Genomic DNA, 19,053 nt, shown 5'->3' on the forward strand with positions numbered 1-19,053 from the left:
GATTCAGAATAATTAACCCATAAATTGAGCAGCGGTTAGAGAATCAAATCGATGTCTGAAAAGCAGACGGTAACAATTCAGGTAAATGGTCAGGAGCTGAAGGTGAAAGCCGGTGAGATGCTGATTGATGTGACCGATGCGGCGGGTATCGAGATCCCCCGTTTCTGTTATCACAAGAAGCTATCCATTGCGGCCAACTGCCGTATGTGCCTGGTCGAAGTGGAGCGTGTGCCAAAACCACTGCCTGCCTGTGCCACCCCGGTGACGGATGGGATGAAGGTGTTTACCCATTCGCCTCTGGCGCTGGCGGCGCAGAAAGGGACCATGGAGTTCTTGCTGATCAATCACCCCCTTGATTGTCCAATCTGTGATCAGGGTGGCGAGTGCGAGTTGCAGGATATCGCTGTGGGCTACGGCAGCGACGTATCCCGTTTTGTCGAAGGCAAACGGGTGGTGAGAGACAAGGATATCGGTCCGTTGATCGCGACTGATCTGACCCGCTGTATTCACTGTACCCGGTGTATCCGCTTCGGTGCGGAAATTGCCGGTATTCGGGAACTCGGTGCCACCGGACGCAGTGAGCACATGACTATTGGTACCTATATCGAGAAGAGTGTCGACTCCGAACTGTCAGGCAATATCATCGATATCTGCCCGGTCGGCTCTCTCACCTCCAAACCTTACCGTTTCCAGGCCCGTGCCTGGGAGTTGACTCAGCACGAGAGTGTCGCGCCACACGACTCAGTGGGCTCCAACATTCTGATTCACGTTCGTCGTAACCAAGTGATGCGGGTGCATCCCAGGGATAACGAGGCGATTAACGAGTGCTGGATATCCGATCGTGACCGCTTCAGCTACCAGGGCATCTACAGCGATGATCGCCTTACCTCTCCGCTGATTGAAGAGAAGGGCGAGTGGAAGAAAGCGAGCTGGGAAGAGGCGTTGGAGATAGCGGCTAAAGGGCTGAAACAGTGCGGCGACCAACTGGGAGCCCTGGTTTCGCCTACCGCGACCCTGGAAGAGCTCCATCTGGCCCAGAAACTGGTGCGGGGAGTGGGCAGCGACAATATTGATTTCCGTCTCCGTCAGGGTGATTTTCGTGGTGAAGAGCCCGCTTTCCCCTGGCTGGGACAAAGCGTGGAAGCGTTGGAGCAGGTCGATGCAGCTCTGCTGATTGGCTCTAATGTCCGAAAGGATCAACCAATTTTAGGACATCGTCTACGCAAAGCGGTTATGGCGGGAGCCAAAATCAGTTTTATCAATTCTCTGAAACTGGATCTGAACTACGCAGCTGAACAGATGGTCAGCTCAGCCGCTGGGCTGGTCGATGATCTGGCGGCGGTGGCCAAGGCGCTTGGCGCAACGGGCGGGCTGATCGATAAAGCCGAGGTGAATGCCGCCCATCAAGCCCAGGCGGACACCCTGAAGAGTGCAGAGCAGGCAACGGTGCTGCTTGGCAATCTGGCAATGTCTCATCCCGATTACTCCATTATACGGTTATTGGCAGCAACCATTGCCGATGCCAGCAGCGCTAGTCTCGGCTATCTTCCGGAAGCGGCAAACAGTGTGGGTGCCAGGCTTGCCGGTGCCATGCCAAAAAGCGGTCTTAACGCCCGTGCCGTGCTTGAAGATCAGAAGAAAGGCTATTTTCTGCTGGGTGTTGAACCCGCTTATGATTTCTGGAACCCGGCAATGGCGGCAAAAGCCTTTGATCAGGCGGGTGTTGTGGTTGCCATGACGGCTTATCGCAGCCCCTCCCTTGAGCGTGCTGCGGATGTGATGTTGCCGATGGCTGGGTTTGCCGAGACTTCAGGCACTTATGTCAATGCCGAGGGCAGTTGGCAATCCTTCGCCGGTAGTGTCCGACCCATGGGTGAGGCGCGGCCGGGCTGGAAAGTGCTCAGAGTGTTGGGCAACCTGCTGGATATTGAGGGCTTTGATCAGGTCAGCTCCGAAGATGCGCTGGCTGAGGTGCAGGCGGTTGTGGGTGAATTGAAACCGGATAACGCCGTCTCTGGAACAGCTACCGCAGAGAGAGTGTTGTCGGGCAGTGTATTGACCCGGATTGGTGATGTACCACTCTATGCCGCCGATGCTTTGGTGCGTCGTGCGACGGCACTGCAGGAGACCCGGGATGCCATTATCGCAGGCATCTACATCAATGCCGATGAAGCGGCCAGAGCCGGTCTGATGGCCGATGCTCCCGGCGTAGTGATTCAGGATGGCGGCCGTGCTGAGCTGCCGGTAATAATCGACCCCTCTGTACCGGACGGTTGTGTCCGGGTACCTGCTGCACTGGCGGGTACTGAGAACCTGGGTGGTCAATTTGGTGAAGTGACCCTGGAGAAGGCTTAAACCGATGGATTCATTGATATCGCTCTGGGAATGGCTTGGTGAGAATCTGATCATATTGCAGATTCTGATCAAGATCGTTGTGATAGTGGTGCCGCTGATGCTTTGTGTTGCCTACTTTACCTATGCCGAGCGCAAGCTTATCGGCTACATGCAGATGCGTATCGGCCCCAACCGGGTTGGCCCCAAAGGGTGGCTGCAACCCATTGCCGATGCGGTGAAGTTGATGTTCAAGGAGATTGTGATTCCTGCAAAGGCCAACAAACTCCTGTTTCTGCTCGCGCCAATGCTGACTCTTGGCCCGGCCCTGGCGGCCTGGGCGGTGTTCCCGTTCCAGGATGGCCTAGTACTGGCGGATCTCAATGCGGGACTGCTCTACGTTCTGGCGCTTACCTCGGTCGGTGTCTATGGCGTCATCATCTCCGGCTGGGCATCCAACTCCAAATACGCCTTTCTCGGCGCCATGCGCTCGGCTGCGCAGATCGTCTCTTATGAAATCGCCATGGGTTTTGCCCTGGTCGGTGTACTGGTGGCGGCAGGCAGTCTCAATCTGGGTGAAATCGTCCGCGCCCAGGAGGGTGATGGCGGCCTCTTTAACTGGTTCTGGATACCCCTGTTTCCGCTGTTCATTATCTATTTCATCTCAGGCGTGGCCGAGACCAATCGTGCTCCCTTCGATATGGCCGAGGGTGAATCGGAAATCGTTGCAGGCTTTCATGTCGAATACTCAGGTATGCCCTTTGCAGTCTTCTTCCTGGGTGAATACGCCAATATGATTCTGATCTCCGCCCTTACCGCCCTGCTGTTTCTGGGGGGCTGGCTGTCACCGTTCCACGGCTGGCCGCTGCTGGGGCCGCTATTCGACTGGGTGCCGGGGATGGTCTGGATGGTTGCAAAGACCGCATTTGTCGGTTTCTTCTTCCTCTGGCTGCGCGCCACCTATCCACGCTACCGTTATGATCAGATCATGCGGCTGGGCTGGAAAGTGTTTATCCCCATCACTATTGCCTGGATTATGGTGGTGGGACTGGCTGTGGTCTACCAGGTACCCTGGTGGTTTGATTGAGTGGAATGACAGATGAAAATGTTGCGTGACTACATCAAGAGTCTGTTCCTTCTGGAGCTGTTGAAGGGCTTGGGGGTAACCGGGCGCTATATGTTCCGTAAGAAATTTACGGTTCAGTATCCGGAAGAGAAGGCGCCGGTCTCTCCTCGTTTTCGCGGACTGCATGCCCTGCGCCGTTATGAAAACGGCGAAGAGCGCTGCATCGCCTGTAAATTGTGTGAAGCGGCCTGTCCGGCTGTTGCCATCACGATTGAAGCAGAGCCGCGGGAAGATGGTTCCCGGCGCACCACTCGGTACGACATCGACCTGTTCAAGTGCATCTTCTGCGGTTACTGCCAGGAATCCTGTCCGGTGGATGCCATCGTTGAGACCCGGCTTTACGAGTACCATTTCGAGAACCGTGAAGATGCCATCATGACCAAGGAGAAACTCCTGGCCATGGGTGATAAACACAAGACCCAGATTGCGGCTGATATTGCTGCCCAGGCCAAGTACCGCTGATGAGCAGTCTGGCAATAAATTTTAGACTTGGATGATCCGATGACATTCGAACTGTTTGTCTTTTATCTCTTTTCCGCCATTCTGGTGTTTGCTGCCAGTATGGTCATCACCCGGCGCAACCCTGTCCACTCGGCGTTGTTTCTGGTGCTTGCCTTCTTTACCAGCGCCGGTATCTGGCTGCTGGCGGAGGCGGAGTTTCTGGCCATTGTGCTGGTGCTGGTCTATGTCGGCGCAGTCATGGTGCTGTTCCTGTTTGTGGTGATGATGCTCGATATCGATGTGGCAACCATGCGTGCCGGTTTTATCAAGCATCTGCCGGTGGGGGCATTGGTAGCGGCCGCCATGGCAGCGGAGATGTTTCTGGTGGTTGGCCCGGGCAACTTCGGCCTGGATAAATATGCCGCACCGGCGGGACATCCCGCCAGTTATAACAATATCGAGGAGCTGGGCAGCGTCCTCTATACCGTTTACATGTACCCGTTTGAGATCGCGGCGGTGATTCTGCTGGTCGCTATCATTGCAGCCATTGGACTGACCATGCGCAAACGCCCCAAGACCAAATCCCAGAACCCTTCCGAGCAGGTGAAGGTGAAGAGTTCGGACCGGTTGCGGGTAGTGAAGATGGAATCAGAGGAGTAACAGGAGCCGATATGATCGCACTTTCCGACTATCTGATTCTAGGTGCCATCCTGTTCTCGCTGAGCGTGGCAGGCATCTTTCTGAATCGAAAGAACATCATTATTCTTCTTATGTGTGTGGAGTTGATGCTGCTGGCGGTAAATATGAATTTTGTCGCCTTTTCCCACTTTTATAACGATACGGCGGGTCAGGTTTTCGTCTTCTTTATTCTGACAGTGGCGGCCGCGGAAGCGGCAATCGGCCTGGCTATTCTGGTGGTGCTGTTCCGTAACCGGCGCACTATCAATGTCGAAGATCTGAACAGGCTCAAGGGTTAAGCATGGACCAGATATATCTCCTCATCGTGCTGGCGCCACTTTTTGGCGCAATCGTTGCGGGTTTCCTCGGAGCCCGGATCGGCAGGGCAGGTGCCCATTGGGTAGCATCCGGCGGTGTAGGGCTCTCTACACTCCTCTCTCTCTATGTCCTGTTTGGCTTTATCTCCGGTAATCAACAAGTTTACAACGAATCTGTCTATGTCTGGATGATCAGTGACGGCCTTCGTATGGAAGTGGGTTTTCTGGTGGATCAGCTGACCGCTGTAATGCTGGTGGTGGTTACATTTGTCTCCTTCTGCGTGCATATCTACACCATCGGTTATATGGCAGACGATGAGACTAACTGGCCGAAAGATAGCCTGGCAGGACAAAACAGTTACCAGCGCTTCTTCAGCTATATCGCTCTTTTCACCTTCTCGATGCTGATGCTGGTGATGTCCAACAACTTCCTGCAACTCTTCTTCGGCTGGGAAGCTGTGGGCCTGGTCTCCTATCTGCTGATCGGTTTCTGGACAGTGCGCGAGAGCGCGGTCTTTGCCAACCTGAAGGCGTTTCTGGTCAACCGGGTGGGTGATTTCGGCTTCATTCTGGGTATTGCCGCTGTTGCCATGTACTTCAACAGCCTCGATTATGCCGAGGTGTTTGCCCAAGCCCCTGATTTTGCCTCCACCCAGATTCATATCTGGGGTGACACCAGCTGGTCTCTGATGACGGTGATCTGCATCCTCTTGTTTATCGGTGCCATGGGCAAATCGGCCCAGGTTCCGCTGCATGTCTGGCTGCCGGACTCAATGGAAGGCCCGACCCCCATCTCCGCACTGATCCATGCCGCCACCATGGTTACCGCTGGTGTCTTCATGGTCGCCCGGATGTCACCGCTTTATGAATTCTCAGAGACCGCTCTGACTTTTGTCCTGGTGATCGGTGCAACCACCGCCTTCTTTACCGGCCTGATCGGTATCGTGCAGAACGACATCAAGCGCGTCGTGGCCTATTCGACACTCTCCCAGCTCGGTTACATGATGGTGGCCCTGGGTGTCTCCGCCTATGCGGCAGGTATTTTCCATCTGATGACCCACGCTTTCTTCAAGGCGCTGCTGTTCCTCGCCGCAGGCTCGGTTATCATCGGCATGCACCATGATCAGGATATCCGCAACATGGGCGGTATCAGGAAGTACATGCCCTGGACCTACTGGACTTCACTGATCGGATCGCTGGCACTGATCGGCTTCCCGGGTTTCTCCGGCTTCTTTTCGAAAGACGCCATTATTGAAGCGGTACACCACTCCCAAATTGCTGGCTCCGGCTACGCTTATGCCGCAGTGCTGAGCGGTGTCTTTATCACGGCCCTCTACAGTTTCCGCATGTTCTTCCTGGTGTTCCATGGCGAAGGCCCCCGGGATGAGCACGCAAAAGCCCACCTCCATGAATCCCCCAAAGTGGTCTGGGTGCCTCTGGTGATGCTGGCCATTCCTTCCATTGGTATTGGTTATTTCACCATGGACGGCATGCTGTTCGGTGACTGGTTCAAGGATGTCCTGTTTGTACTGCCCCAGCACGATACCCTCGGTGAGTTGGGTAAGGCGGTGCATGGTCCCAATTCCATGATCGCCCATGGCTTCATGGGGCCTGCGCTCTATCTGGCGCTTGCGGGCCTGTTTGTGGCTGGGTTTATCTATATGAAGAAGCCGAGTATTGCTCACGATATCAAGACCCGCTTCGACCTGATCTATCTGACCCTGGAAAAGAAGTACTGGTTTGACGAGATCTATCAGTTTGTTTTTGCCGGAGGCAGCCGCGGTATCGGAAAGCTGCTCTGGAGTGTGGGTGACAAAGGGATTATTGATGGTCTGATCATTAATGGTTCAGCCCGCTCTGTCGGTCGTTTTGCGGACTGGGTTCGTAATGTTCAGACCGGTTACCTGTTTCATTACGCCATTGCCATGATTCTGGGTCTGCTGGTACTGCTGACCTGGTTTGTGATTATTTAAGTGAAGGTAGGACGCTACGCATGATTGCTGACTGGCCCATTCTCAGTTTGACCATCTGGCTGCCGATTATCGGCGGCATACTGGTCATTGCCAGCGGCGACAAGGCCGCGAACGCGACCCGCTGGACCGCTCTGATAATAGCGATCCTCACCTTTATCGTCAGTCTGGCGCTCTATTCCGGCTTCGACGTCTCAACCTCTGAGATGCAGTTTGTCGAGCGCGCCCCCTGGGTACCACTGTTCAATATTGAGTACTACCTCGGTGTGGACGGTATCTCCATGCCGCTGATCATTCTTACCACCTTTATCACCATCTTTGTGATCGTTGCCGGCTGGGATGTGATCCAGTACAAACCTTCCCACTATATGGCGGCATTTCTGATCATGGAAGGTGTGATGGTCGGTGTCTTCTCGTCACTGGACGCCATGCTCTTCTACGTTTACTGGGAGGCGATGCTGATTCCGATGTTCCTGATCATCGGTGTCTGGGGCGGGCCAAATCGGGTCTACGCCACCATTAAGTTCTTCCTCTACACTTTCTTCGGTTCAGTGTTCATGCTGGTTGCACTGATCTACATGTATTTCCAGTCCGGCAGTTTCGAAATTCTTGGTTTCCATGATCTGAAACTGGATTTGACCGAGCAGATTCTGATTTTCGTGGCGTTCCTCATGGCCTTCGCAGTGAAAGTGCCAATGTGGCCGGTTCATACTTGGTTGCCGGATGCTCACGTTGAGGCGCCTACCGGGGGCTCAGTGATTCTGGCAGCGATTATGCTGAAGATCGGCGGTTACGGTTTCCTCCGTTTCAGTCTGCCAATTACACCGGATGCCAGTAGCGAGTTGGATTGGATGATTATCACCATGTCCCTGATCGCGGTGGTCTACATCGGTTTCGTAGCGCTGGCCCAGTCTGATATGAAGAAGCTGATCGCCTACTCCTCTATTGCCCATATGGGCTTTGTGACCCTGGGCTTCTTTATTGTCTTCATGATTGCCCAGAACCCGGATGCACAGGGTGGCGCACTGCTTGGTATGGAAGGCGGCATGGTGCAGATGGTCTCCCACGGCTTTATCTCTGCCGCTATGTTCCTCTGTGTCGGCGTCCTTTATGACCGCCTGCACAGCCGTGAAATTTCCAGCTACGGTGGCGTAGTCCATACCATGCCGATATTTGCCGGCTTCATGGTCTTCTTTGCCATGGCCAACGCCGGCCTGCCGGGTACTTCAGGCTTCGTCGGTGAGTTTATGGTGATCCTGGCTAGCTTCCGGGCCGACTTCTGGTTCGCTTTCCTGGCTGCAACCACACTAATTATCGGTGCTGCCTACACCCTCTGGATGGTGAAGCGGGTGGTCTTCGGCGAAGTGGCTAATGAAGGGGTTGCCGGCCTGAAAGATATAACTAACCGCGAATTTTTCGTGCTCGGTTCCCTAGCTCTGGCCGTGTTAGTTCTGGGCCTCTGGCCCGCACCTCTGGTGGAAGTGATGGACAGTTCCATCACCAGCCTATTGAAACATATTGCCGTCTCCAAGCTATAAAGCCGGCCTATACGGAATTTGGTGAGTCTCAATGCAATTTGATATATCCAACCTGATACCGGTTCTACCGGAGATCTTCATACTCACAGTGGCCTGTTCGGTGCTGGTGATAGATCTCTTCCTCAAGGAAGAGCAGCGGGTGATCAGTTACGGTATTGCCCAGATAGGTTTGCTGTTGGCAGTGGGCGTCATATTGCTGAGCGCTTCCGGCGAGACTCGGGTGGTGTTCGATGGCAGTGTGATTCGCGATACCATGAGTGATCTGCTGAAAATCGCCATCTGCCTGATTACTGCCGGTGTCTTCCTCTATGCCAAGGATTACCTGAGGGACCGCGATCTGTTCAAGGGTGAGTTCTATGTGCTGGGACTTTTCGCTCTTCTCGGCATGATGATTATGATTTCGGCTAACAGCTTTCTCATCATCTATCTGGGATTGGAGCTGCTGGCACTCTCGCTTTATGCCATGGTCGCTTTCAACCGTGATTCGGTTGAGGGCTCAGAGGCAGCGATGAAATATTTCGTTCTGGGGGCCCTGGCATCCGGCATGCTGCTCTATGGTATCTCAATGATTTATGGTGCTACCGGCTCTATCGAGTTCAGTGCAGTGGCCCAGGGTGTGGCTAACCCCGACGTCAACAAGGTAGTCCTGGTTTTTGGCTTGGTGTTTGTGGTTATCGGTCTGGCCTTCAAACTGGGTGCAGTACCTTTCCATATGTGGGTGCCGGATGTCTATCATGGTGCGCCTACCGCGGTTACCCTGTTTATTGGCAGTGCCCCGAAGATTGCTGCTTTTGCACTGGCTATGCGCATGCTGGTGGATGGTCTCGGCAGCCTGCACGGCGACTGGCAAAGCATGCTGGTGATTTTGGCCATACTGTCCATGGGCGTGGGTAATGTGTTTGCTATTGCGCAGGGCAACATCAAACGCATGCTGGCTTATTCCACCATCTCTCATGTCGGTTTCATTCTCCTTGGTATTCTTGCGGGAACGGCAAAGGGCTACACCGCCGCCATGTTCTATAGCATCGTCTATGCTCTCATGGCGCTGGGTGCTTTCGGTATTGTCATGTTGCTGAGCCGCCGGGGATTCGAAGCCGATGAACTGGTCGATTACAAAGGGCTGAATGAGCGCAGTCCCTGGTTTGCAGGCATGATGCTGCTGGTGATGTTCTCGATGGCCGGGGTGCCGCCTACGGTGGGTTTCTTTGCCAAACTGTTCGTGTTGGATGCTGTTGTCAGTGCAGGTATGACCTGGTTGGCGCTGGTTGGTGTCTTCTTCTCTATCATTGGCGTTTTTTACTACCTGCGAATTATCAAGCTGATGTATTTCGACAAGCCGGTCGATGATGCGCCCCTGACTGCAGGGCTGGATACCCAGATTGCCCTCTCGGTGAACGGTCTCTCCATGCTGGCGCTGGGCCTGTTCCCGGCGGGCCTGTTGTCGCTCTGCGCTGCAGCTTTCAGCTGACAGATCCATACTCTCTCGTATACATCTGCAGGGGGTTATCGATAAGTTACGAATTATTTTGGAAAAAGGGTTGTCGAAGTTGTGAGGGGTGTGTATTATGCGCGCTCGTCAGTTGCGGGGTGGAGCAGTCTGGCAGCTCGTCGGGCTCATAACCCGAAGGTCGTAGGTTCAAATCCTGCCCCCGCTACCATTTCTATCTTGGAAGGCTTGAGGACTATTATCATTCACAGGTAATAGCGCAAGCCGTTCAATGATATTCATATCTTTGTCTCCTGTAGACATATTCAAAATTCCAGCCAGATCACCATACAAATCAATCGTTAGGCCATCTTCATCCGCTTTGGGTGTGAGAACGATTTTATCAACCAGTTTGCGTAAATGCTCAGATGCTTCCGAACGCGCATCCTCCTGATTTAAGACATTCGCTAAATCCTTCACGCTTTGGTGAAATCGTGAGGCCATAGCAGGATGTAGTAGGGGCTTATTAGCAGGTTCGGCCTTCAATAGCGTTGAGACCTCTGCTTTGCGCATAGTTACACGTTAATGAGATTAACGCGCTCTTTCTCTAAAGTATCCAGTTCAACACGCTGGCGCTTCTGCGTAGCGTCCTTTTGAGAATTCAGCACATTTAGGTGCTTAGTGTATTCTTTGCAAAACACCTCCACTAGCTCGCTCTGCATGAACCTTGTTTTAAGAGCATCAATAACATAACTCTCCAATATCTCGCGCTTGATGGTCTTACGGTTGGCGCATACGCTCTCTCCTTTGTTCTTGGAGGCCGAACACCCATAATGTGAGCTATTGATCTTGGAATAGCCACCACCGCATACGCCGCATTTTGTAAGCCCTGAGAGTAGGTATTGTGGGCGGTTGGTCTGCCAGAGTGCCGGTTTTGCCTTGTCGAGAACGGCTTGCCTTGCTTTTGCGGCATTCCATAGTTCTTCGGGCAGAATACGAAGCTCTGGTAAATCCTTTCGTATCCACTCGGATTCCTCGTTTTGACGCGATACGCGTCTGCCTGTAGACGGGTCTTTAACCATACTGTTCCGGTTCCAGATCAATTTTCCTTGATATAGCTCGTTATTCAAAATCCCTGTTCCGCGCCTGCGATTACCATTTATGGTCGAAGCCCCCCAAGTGCTGCCTGACGGACAGGGAATGCCTTCGTTGTTGAGCTGTGCGGCGATGGCTTTGGGGGATTTATTTTCATGGGCATATTCTCGAAATATACGTCGGACAATTTCAGCCTGTTCTTCGTTGATCTCACGATTCCCCCTAATTGCCTCACCATTGGCATCAAATTGCTTCACAACCTGATAGCCGTAAGCAATGCCTCCACCGGACGTGCCCTTTTCAACACGCCCACGAAGGCCACGCCGTGTTTTGTCTGCAAGGTCTTTCAGAAATAGCGCATTCATCGTTCCTTTCAGGCCGATATGAAGCGAAGAGATTTCACCTTCGGATAGAGTAATGATTTTAATGCCTGCAAATTGCATGCGTTTGTAGATACCGGCAATATCTTCTTGATCACGGGAAAGGAGATCAAGAGCTTCGGCCAGCAATATATCGAATTCGCCGTTTATTGCAGCGCTTAGCAAGCCTTGAATGCCGTGGCGCATGAGGGATGAACCGGATATATATACCGGCATCTGTATAGCAATTGCCCACCTTCCAGTCTTCAGATTTGGCTTTTTCGCTGCACAGGCGGATTTGATCGTCAATCGAAGCATCGCTTTGAAGGTCTGAGCTATATCGTGCGTATATACAAACGCGCTGTGTCATATCAATTACCACCATTTGTCTTGTCGGGAGGGGCAAGAGCGTCTTGGTGCATACGGTAATCTTCCGTTGCGGCGCGTCTTGCCAAAAATCTGACGAGAGCTTTTATGCGCTCATCATCGTTATCCCGATTATGACTCCGATTAGCAGGAGTCTTCAAATCTATTTGCCTGTTTTCTCTTGAGAATTTCTTCATAGAAATTTCCCAAGAAAAAAAGCGAGAACGTCTTGCCCTCGCTTGAAAAGTTGTGCGCTAAAGTCGTATTTTGAGAGGGCGCATACTATGAGTGTACAGCACACATACGACCATCTTGCGCAATAAAAAAGAGCGCTGGATATTAATCTATCCCTATACGCTCTCTCATTACCTATGATAGCCGGATAAACCTTAATAAATCGTAAATACTCACCCGAGAAACCGTAGAAAACTGCGTTTTTTGTAGGGTGAAGGTATTTGCGATAGGTGTTTATCATGGACGGCGTATCCTTATGAGCACTATGCGTAAACATGCCCAAGAAAAAATCAGGGAACCGATCCACCATGCAATACTATGGATAGAAAATATTTTTAATATTGCTGCAAGTGCCAGAATAAATAATGCTGCACAAATATGTTCTAAAATGCTCGGGTGACGTTTGGTTCTTTGTTGCTGATAGCCACCGCGACTTAATATCGGTGGGTTTTGGCGAGCGCCCAGCATTCGCCGCCAAACAAAACTTTGATGCCATGCTTTTACTGAGCCATATAACAGTGCCCAAGGCGCAATCCAATAGAAGTAATATTGCCAATGCTGGTCAGTGTAAAAGGTCAGAGCATTTTCAAGTACGCGGTATGAGCCGTAAGCGGCAAAGCCCAGGATTATGATGTTAAAAAATATTCGAATAGTCATTTCTCTACCCTCCGTCGAATACTTGGGCTAACGCACCGCCAATATCAAAACCACTGCGCATGAAATTAACAGGAGAGGCAAGAAGCCGATCCGCATAATGCGGGTGGATATCAAATAACGGCTTCCCGTTTTTATCGCGGTAACGCTTGTCTAGGAAATACACTGTTTTGAAACAGGCAACTGGATGAGCGTTAGAGAGGATGAGGATTTGCGCCGCAGGGTGCATGGTCATAATCTCATCGGGCGTAATCAGGCTTCTTGACGTTAATGCATCATCGCGGCTTAGATAATTCGGATCAGATAGTAATCCAGCGCGAAAAGCAGCGCTCGATTCGCTCAAGCTTTCCATAGTGGTTATACCGCAAAGACGCGATATATATTCAGCCGTCATTAGATCGCGTGTGCCGAATATCTGGATCACGCCGCTATTAGCAACAAAAGTTTGCCAGCGCTCAGAGTACAACGATACAAGTTGATTGAAATCTTGCACGATCAGATGGAGCTGCATGCCATATCCGGCCATAAGCCCGAACGCGGTTTCTATTACTTCCAATCTTCCCAATGCTGCGGCTTCTTCAAGAAGGAAATATACAGGTGGATTTGGTTTTGTCTTGAAGCGAGTGACAGCAGTGATCGCAATGCTGATAAGCATTCTTAAAAAACGGTTATAGGTAAAAAGCCGTCCGGCAGGCAATACGATAAAAATATCTATCTTGCCATTTTCCAGTTCATCAAAAGAAAAGTCAGATTCACTGAGGGACTTTTGAATGCGCGGGCTTTCCAGAAAGTGTGTGTTTTGTTGCGCGGTTGAAATCACACCGGAAAACTCTTTTGAAGCCTTACTCATAATACGTGCCGCCGCAGCGCGCACAGGCTCACTTCGACTTTGCGCCATGCCAGCGTGAACAAGACGGATGCTTCCTTCCTCATCCTCTTCAAACGCACCATCAACCATTTCTTTGAAGCGATTGGCAGGTAGATTGAGCAACCTGCGAACTTGTGCAAGATCACGCGATTTTTCTTGCGTAGGGATTAAAACAGACGGCGTCGCTGCAACATACATTACCAGCCCCATAATTAGCGCTCTGGCTTCATCATTCCAGAATGGGTCTTTTGATCCATGGGTTGTTATAAGACTATCCGCTATGAGCGTGGCATCCTCCACGAAGTCCTCACTTTCTGGATCAAGCCAATCAAGTACATTGAAGCGAGAAGGGATGATGCCAAGATGTGAGCATGCTATATCCCAAGGATCGATGATCACGACTTTATGGCCTAATACATGTTTTCGATAGCGCGCTGTGATCAGTGATAACTCGCCGTCCTTAACATCAATCGCAAAGATCGATCCCTGATGCTCCATGCAACGTGGCAAAGAAGCGGTAAGCAACTTGCCGCTACGTGTTGGCGCAACGGTAAGCAGATGCTTTTGTGTATTGGTAGTAATCGCAAAGCTGCGCCCTTTCTTATGCTCGGCCATGCCGTAGCCTAGAAAAATGTTGCCGAATTCATCTAGCCCGCGATTTTTTAGATGTATCTTGTCTGCAAGGCGGCTTGATCCATGCAGATTGGGATCGCGGCTGTAAATGCGCGGTGCTAGCTGATTAGGGGGTTGCATATGAACCTCCTTGACACGTGCTTACGTTTAATATTTTTTGAGCTTTATAAGCTTGGCCAATCGTTTCAAAATATTTCGAGAGTGATTTCGCGACATCGCCCTCATGCGTGATGAAATGATCCGTTACGCCCTCAAGGGCATTGCGGTTTGTGCCGCCGATGAAATATACGAAAGTCAGTACATCGCCTTTAATGGAGGTTAATTCTTGCTTACGAACCTCATCATCCAGTGTGTAGCCATCAGTAACAATGATGACTGTCTTTTGCCGTCCATTAAAAAATGGGCGCGCAAAGTTGGTATATGTAGGTTTAAGAACAGCGTAAATATCTGTTGTACCGGATAGAGCAATATCATCAATCTGGAAATCGGTGGCACCGCAGCTCTTATACTCTGAATGGCTGTAGCTCCAATCATGACCAAAATTAGCGACACCGCACATGGCGGTATCCGGCAGCATATTAAGGAATTTCTTGGCAGTCGCCTTAACTTCATCGATGTGATTTTCCATTGACCACGAACGATCAAGTAGCAAAGCAAAGTACATGATTTCATTTGCGCTAGTAACATCCTCGTACTCAAAGCAGAGCTTTTCGCCGTTGGTGTTATAGACAGCCAGACTGTCTTTAGGCGGCGAAACAAAATTACCGTTTGCATCTTTAAAACTGCCAATCACTTGAAAACCGTTTGGTGAAAATGTTGTTTTGATTATTTCTGATGTGCCGCCACTAAATGCCACAACCAGATTGTTTGGGACATCAACATCAAATCCAGATGTGATCTTGACCCCGAGCGCATCAACCATGCCATATTTTGAAATAGCCCTGATGAGAACATCCGAAACTCCACGTGAAGGATCGGCTTTCATTTTTAGTGATATCGTTGTTGCGAAATCGTATTTTGATCTCACGATAATTACGGGCTGTTCTTGCTGGCTCCGCGAGCTGATGCTAATTTTCGGCTCTTGAGCTTGGGCACAGAGAGGCTGGCAACATATAGCTATCATTCCGATAGAAATTATTGGTTTGTAAATTTTCATATGATCCTCCTTATAAAAGTGTCTTGAGACGTGATTTGGTTTGAGCTTCGCCCAAAAGAGAGAAATCAATTTCGCCCTTACGTGTGCGCTCCAAAATTCCCAAAGATGTGAGGTAGGCTTGTAATATTTGATCTTGGTCAGGATGCACACGCATGATCTTGAGCGCGCCAAGACGACTGGATAGGCGTGACAGCGCCAGATTGCTCGGTACTTCTTGCGGAACCTCTACTTCGATTGGTTTGTCACCACTGGCTTGAAGCGGCACATGAATTGTGGTTCCAATCCAGTAAATACGAATGGCATCAGGCTGTGTCAAATTAACAGTGGTTTCAATTTGTTCGAACGCCATGACCAAATCAGAAAACGAAGGATTGAAGGTAATCAGATTCTTGACATCCTCTGCCTGCGTCAGAAGCTGATCAGGAGTGCCCGACCAAGCAATGCGGTTGGGCAGCGCGCTTAGAACAATATGGATTTGTGTGTTCTTGGTCGCTTTTCGTAGACCAAGTGTTGTAAGTTGCTGAAACAAATGCAGGGCAGTATTGAGCGCTTCCTCCTGATCTTCTTCCATAATAGTTCCGCCATTTTCGACAAGTACGAAGATGGATTCAGTTTTTTGCATTTGGAGCGACGGTGTTTGCTCACTGCAAGCTGCGAGCGCAATGATCAAAATTATTACTGATAGAGTTTTCATGATTTATTCCTCGGTAGGTTTAAGGCTGCGAATTGCGCGTGTTGTGAAAAGAGACAGCACAATATTTATCACTGCCACAACGGCGCTAACCCCAATAGCCATGCCTTTGTTTTGTGCTAAATACGACATTAGGCCGCCATCATCGGACTGCACGATGAAACCAGACTGCATGCTTTCTCGGGCAACAAGGGTGTATAAGTTCACAACCTCTACCCCGATCATCAGAAATAAAATGAGGATGGAAAAGCTGGCAATAATTTGATTCTGGGGATGAGAAAACCATTCTTGCGGATCATCGAGAATTTTCTGACGGAATACTTCTGACCAAATGAATATTGGAGTTGCCACCGAGAATGTCGTCAACAATATCGAGATAATATGGCTAGCATTAGCATCGGGATCAAGTGCTACGAACGCTGCTCCAATAATGGGTAGCTCCGATAGGTAGCTATCGCTCATTAGCCAAATGGTTTCTGTATATACTGAGAAAAGCATGGTGAACATCATGCTTTCTAAGGCAATAGAAAAAAGCACAGTGACCACCGATGCAAAGCTTGGGGCAGACATACCCTCAAAGGGGCTTGGCTTATCAAATTTCATGATTTCACCTCACTGGCTTGCTTGGTGACAACATTTTGACATCCCGCACTAAAGCAATGCAGGTCATTGCACATCGAGAAGAGATCACACTGAAAGTGCTTGTCGCTACTATGTGGAGGGCATTGGGGCGGTTTAGCGTCAACCACCTCCAACATGATATGAATTGAAATTTCTTTTAGTTCAGTCATTTTATGCATCCTCATATAATGTTTATGGAATGCGCTGCTTTCTAAAAGGTACAATAGGATTTTTAGAGCATCCGCTTAAATGCAGCGCTCACTTATTTAATATCAGACAGGTGGTTTTGTGCGAAACAAGACGAAACAATTACCGGAGCGCTTGATCTTGTGAGCAAGACTCTGGATCAAGATGTCGCGCTTGCATTGTTGAGACTGTTCAAAAAGCGAACAGGGCAAAAACATAGCTGGCGTGAAGTGCAAAGAGCTATGGCAGAAACTGGTCATGAATATGTGCTTCTAGCTTCAAGCCAAAAACTAGCTAACTGGAATAACCGAAAACGTAATTCACGGCTGGAAACAAGAGCTTTCGAGGCGGTGAAGCATTTTATCCGTTCGCCCAAGTTTCAAAGGGTAGTTCCAGAAGCCAATAGGTTTCTTCATCAAAGCCAGCGTTCTATAGAGGCTGGTGAATTAATTACTGAGTTGGCGGGTATTTATCCCCTAGAGAAAACCGAAGAAGTAATGTTCAAAGCATTAGAAGGATTTTGGTTTTATCGTCAAAACAGGGTGTCTCTGTATATCCATCGTGTTCCAGAGCAAAACTTTTGCATTACACATTTGTGCCAAAAGGTCTTTGATTGTGATGGTGCACCAGCATTCTATGAAAACCCAAGATTTTTCAAATTTTATGCGTCAGGATTTTTATATTTTGGCAATACAACACATTCGAAAAATGCCGAGCATGAAGATCTCAAAGCAATAAATATAGGACGGATAAAGGAGCGACCTTACAAAAACGAAGAGTATGTCGGGTATGACATCAACGTTGACGGTAAGCAGCTGATTTTGAAAATCTGGGATATTCAAACAAGAAATGAAGCAAACTTGAATTTAACTTGTGAGTCAGAGTTTGAGCGAGATGGATTCGAACCTAGCTATGATCGCTCATGTCTAATCAGTCCATATTTCAGATTTATTTTTCAAACAGAAGAAACCTGTTATGAATTTAAAAAAGCAAATTACACGGATGGTTATTTCTGGAGCAACGATAGCGCTAAGGAAATGGGCGATATGAAAAAAGAATTTTACAATATGAAATGGAGTGTGCTACCTAATGGTATTGATTAGTCGTGAATTTAAGAGGGATAACACACCTCGGAAAGGTAATGAATTGGCTGATATACCTGACGATGTGATCGATTTTCTCTATGCGGCGAAAATGGGCTATATGGATGCTTTAGAAGATGGCATCCAGAACTGTGATTTGAATGCAACCGACGAAACGGGCATGACAGCCTTACACCATGCCGCCGTTAATTACAGAGATAGGGCTGTTGATAGATTGCTCGAAGAGATACCCAATGGACTTGATGCGGGTATTGAGGATAATTTTGATCGTGATCCGGCGTGGATCATGCTGTCAATGTTCGGGCAGGAAAGTGAAAAAGCAAAAAAAATGTACGATAAGCTAAGTCCATTCGTATATCCAATTGCTGATGAGGACATAGTGCTTGAAGCAAGTGATGCACCGGAAATTTAAGCACTCTATATATCTATATCATCAACGTTAAAGGCTATTGTCTTCATCCATTCGTATTTGATCTCCAGAATATGACCACGGCCGTATTTCGGGCCGGACTTCTTATGCCCCATAAGTTCATCAATAATTTCTTCTGGTGCCTGAGCATCCCTTAGGCGATCTTTGAATGTGTGGCGCAGCGAATAAAGAGAGTGGCTCGGCGTAGGTTTTAAATCATTTTCACGTAAATATTTGTTAATTGTCGTAGAGGCTGTATCGGCATTGCGGTAATGCGTAAAGCCACTTGGTAATTCTGTGAATGCAAATAAAGAAGAACCAACGAGCGGAATTTTTCGTTCTGAAGAAGGTGTTTTTAATGCACGCTTCTTTCGCGGTCTGATCCAGATATAAGGAATGTCATCTTTAAGGAATATATCTTCTGCGCGTAAACCGATAAGTTCGGATTCACGTGCACCGGTATCTGCCATGGCAAATATCAAAAGACAAGCTTCATGGTTCAGCTTATCGAGGCGCTTTGATGACAGAAATGTCTTTTGAACATAAGATGCTTCGAATGGCGGTCTGGATTGCTCAACTTCCCTTAACCGCATTTTTGCAAAAAGAAGTTCAAAATCGGTTTCTATTTCGTTGGCCATGCCAACGGATTGAAGAATGTCGCGCACATACATGATGTTTTTATTGACAGTAGACGCAACGACTTCACTACTTTTGACGCGCTCCATCCACCATTGACGATAGACTAATATTTCGCGCCGAGTAATTTCGCTTAACAATTTGTCCCCGATAACGTCGGTGAATGTAGCCATGGCAGCAATGCGCGGATTTTTCCACTTTCTAATTTGGTCGTC

General features: G+C 49.5%; 19 protein-coding genes and 1 tRNA gene. 11 read left to right on the top strand and 9 right to left on the bottom strand.

From position 1 onward, the window contains the following. The first annotated feature begins 51 nt into the window (after positions 1–51). From nuoG to MN084_RS06885, 9 genes are all read left to right on the top strand, one after another. Positions 52–2,355, top strand: coding sequence for an NADH-quinone oxidoreductase subunit NuoG (gene nuoG / locus MN084_RS06845; protein ID WP_241086692.1), 2,304 nt, complete (start codon positions 52–54; stop codon positions 2,353–2,355). Between the two features lie 4 nt (positions 2,356–2,359). After that, positions 2,360–3,418: an NADH-quinone oxidoreductase subunit NuoH gene (gene nuoH / locus MN084_RS06850; RefSeq protein ID WP_241086691.1), complete on the top strand. Its 1,059-nt coding sequence runs from the start codon at positions 2,360–2,362 to the stop codon at positions 3,416–3,418. Positions 3,419–3,430: 12 nt separating this feature from the next. After that, a complete protein-coding gene (nuoI, locus tag MN084_RS06855; protein WP_241086690.1) occupies positions 3,431–3,919 on the top strand; it encodes an NADH-quinone oxidoreductase subunit NuoI in 489 nt (162 codons plus the stop codon). A gap of 39 nt (positions 3,920–3,958) precedes the next feature. Continuing rightward, entirely contained in the window at positions 3,959–4,558 is a 600-nt protein-coding gene (locus MN084_RS06860) for an NADH-quinone oxidoreductase subunit J (protein WP_241086689.1), read from the top strand. Positions 4,559–4,569: 11 nt separating this feature from the next. Further along, entirely contained in the window at positions 4,570–4,875 is a 306-nt protein-coding gene (gene nuoK, locus MN084_RS06865; RefSeq protein WP_241086688.1) for an NADH-quinone oxidoreductase subunit NuoK, read from the top strand. 2 nt (positions 4,876–4,877) lie between these two features. Continuing rightward, entirely contained in the window at positions 4,878–6,866 is a 1,989-nt protein-coding gene (gene nuoL, locus MN084_RS06870) for an NADH-quinone oxidoreductase subunit L (protein WP_241086687.1), read from the top strand. Between the two features lie 20 nt (positions 6,867–6,886). Next, a complete protein-coding gene (locus tag MN084_RS06875) occupies positions 6,887–8,401 on the top strand; it encodes an NADH-quinone oxidoreductase subunit M (protein ID WP_241086686.1) in 1,515 nt (504 codons plus the stop codon). A 31-nt stretch (positions 8,402–8,432) separates the two neighbouring features. After that, a complete protein-coding gene (nuoN, locus tag MN084_RS06880; RefSeq protein ID WP_241086685.1) occupies positions 8,433–9,869 on the top strand; it encodes an NADH-quinone oxidoreductase subunit NuoN in 1,437 nt (478 codons plus the stop codon). 113 nt (positions 9,870–9,982) lie between these two features. Further along, positions 9,983–10,059, top strand: a tRNA-Met gene (locus tag MN084_RS06885). On the opposite strand, the gene MN084_RS06890 is transcribed toward MN084_RS06885, so the two are convergent. The 8 genes from MN084_RS06890 to MN084_RS06920 all read right to left on the bottom strand — a co-directional run bounded on the left by MN084_RS06890 (position 10,038) and on the right by MN084_RS06920 (position 16,486). Continuing rightward, complete coding sequence (locus tag MN084_RS06890) at positions 10,038–10,400, bottom strand: hypothetical protein (RefSeq protein WP_330178437.1); 363 nt, start codon at positions 10,398–10,400, stop codon at positions 10,038–10,040. The genes MN084_RS06885 and MN084_RS06890 overlap by 22 nt on opposite strands. 2 nt (positions 10,401–10,402) lie before the next feature. Then, entirely contained in the window at positions 10,403–11,518 is a 1,116-nt protein-coding gene (locus MN084_RS06895) for a recombinase family protein (RefSeq protein WP_445083904.1), read from the bottom strand. Further along, positions 11,412–11,666, bottom strand: a complete 255-nt coding sequence (locus MN084_RS19425; RefSeq protein WP_445083905.1) for a recombinase family protein — start codon at positions 11,664–11,666, stop codon at positions 11,412–11,414. The genes MN084_RS06895 and MN084_RS19425 overlap by 107 nt, the downstream gene beginning before the upstream one ends. Positions 11,667–12,118: 452 nt before the next feature. Continuing rightward, positions 12,119–12,538, bottom strand: a complete 420-nt coding sequence (locus tag MN084_RS06900; protein ID WP_241086683.1) for a hypothetical protein — start codon at positions 12,536–12,538, stop codon at positions 12,119–12,121. A 4-nt stretch (positions 12,539–12,542) separates the two neighbouring features. Beyond that, the gene (locus MN084_RS06905; protein WP_241086682.1) at positions 12,543–14,156 is read right to left on the bottom strand and encodes a type IV secretory system conjugative DNA transfer family protein; all 1,614 of its coding nucleotides are present in this window, start codon (positions 14,154–14,156) and stop codon (positions 12,543–12,545) included. Then, positions 14,143–15,192: a VWA domain-containing protein gene (locus tag MN084_RS06910; protein WP_241086681.1), complete on the bottom strand. Its 1,050-nt coding sequence runs from the start codon at positions 15,190–15,192 to the stop codon at positions 14,143–14,145. The genes MN084_RS06905 and MN084_RS06910 overlap by 14 nt, the downstream gene beginning before the upstream one ends. A gap of 10 nt (positions 15,193–15,202) precedes the next feature. Beyond that, complete coding sequence (locus MN084_RS06915) at positions 15,203–15,886, bottom strand: hypothetical protein (RefSeq protein WP_241086680.1); 684 nt, start codon at positions 15,884–15,886, stop codon at positions 15,203–15,205. A 3-nt stretch (positions 15,887–15,889) separates the two neighbouring features. Continuing rightward, the gene (locus MN084_RS06920; RefSeq protein WP_241086679.1) at positions 15,890–16,486 is read right to left on the bottom strand and encodes a hypothetical protein; all 597 of its coding nucleotides are present in this window, start codon (positions 16,484–16,486) and stop codon (positions 15,890–15,892) included. 347 nt (positions 16,487–16,833) lie between these two features. On the opposite strand from MN084_RS06920, the gene MN084_RS06925 reads away from it, so the two are divergent. Together MN084_RS06925 and MN084_RS06930 are read left to right on the top strand one after the other, a co-directional pair. Next, positions 16,834–17,793: a hypothetical protein gene (locus tag MN084_RS06925; protein WP_241086678.1), complete on the top strand. Its 960-nt coding sequence runs from the start codon at positions 16,834–16,836 to the stop codon at positions 17,791–17,793. Then, positions 17,780–18,205, top strand: a complete 426-nt coding sequence (locus MN084_RS06930; RefSeq protein WP_241086677.1) for an ankyrin repeat domain-containing protein — start codon at positions 17,780–17,782, stop codon at positions 18,203–18,205. The genes MN084_RS06925 and MN084_RS06930 overlap by 14 nt, the downstream gene beginning before the upstream one ends. A 5-nt stretch (positions 18,206–18,210) precedes the next feature. Here the strand turns inward: MN084_RS06930 and MN084_RS06935 are convergent, their stop codons facing one another. Then, entirely contained in the window at positions 18,211–19,011 is an 801-nt protein-coding gene (locus MN084_RS06935) for a tyrosine-type recombinase/integrase (protein ID WP_241086676.1), read from the bottom strand. Positions 19,012–19,053 lie beyond the last annotated feature (42 nt).

The organism is Candidatus Vondammii sp. HM_W22 (genome assembly GCF_022530855.2).
GTDB lineage: Bacteria > Pseudomonadota > Gammaproteobacteria > Chromatiales > Chromatiaceae > Vondammii.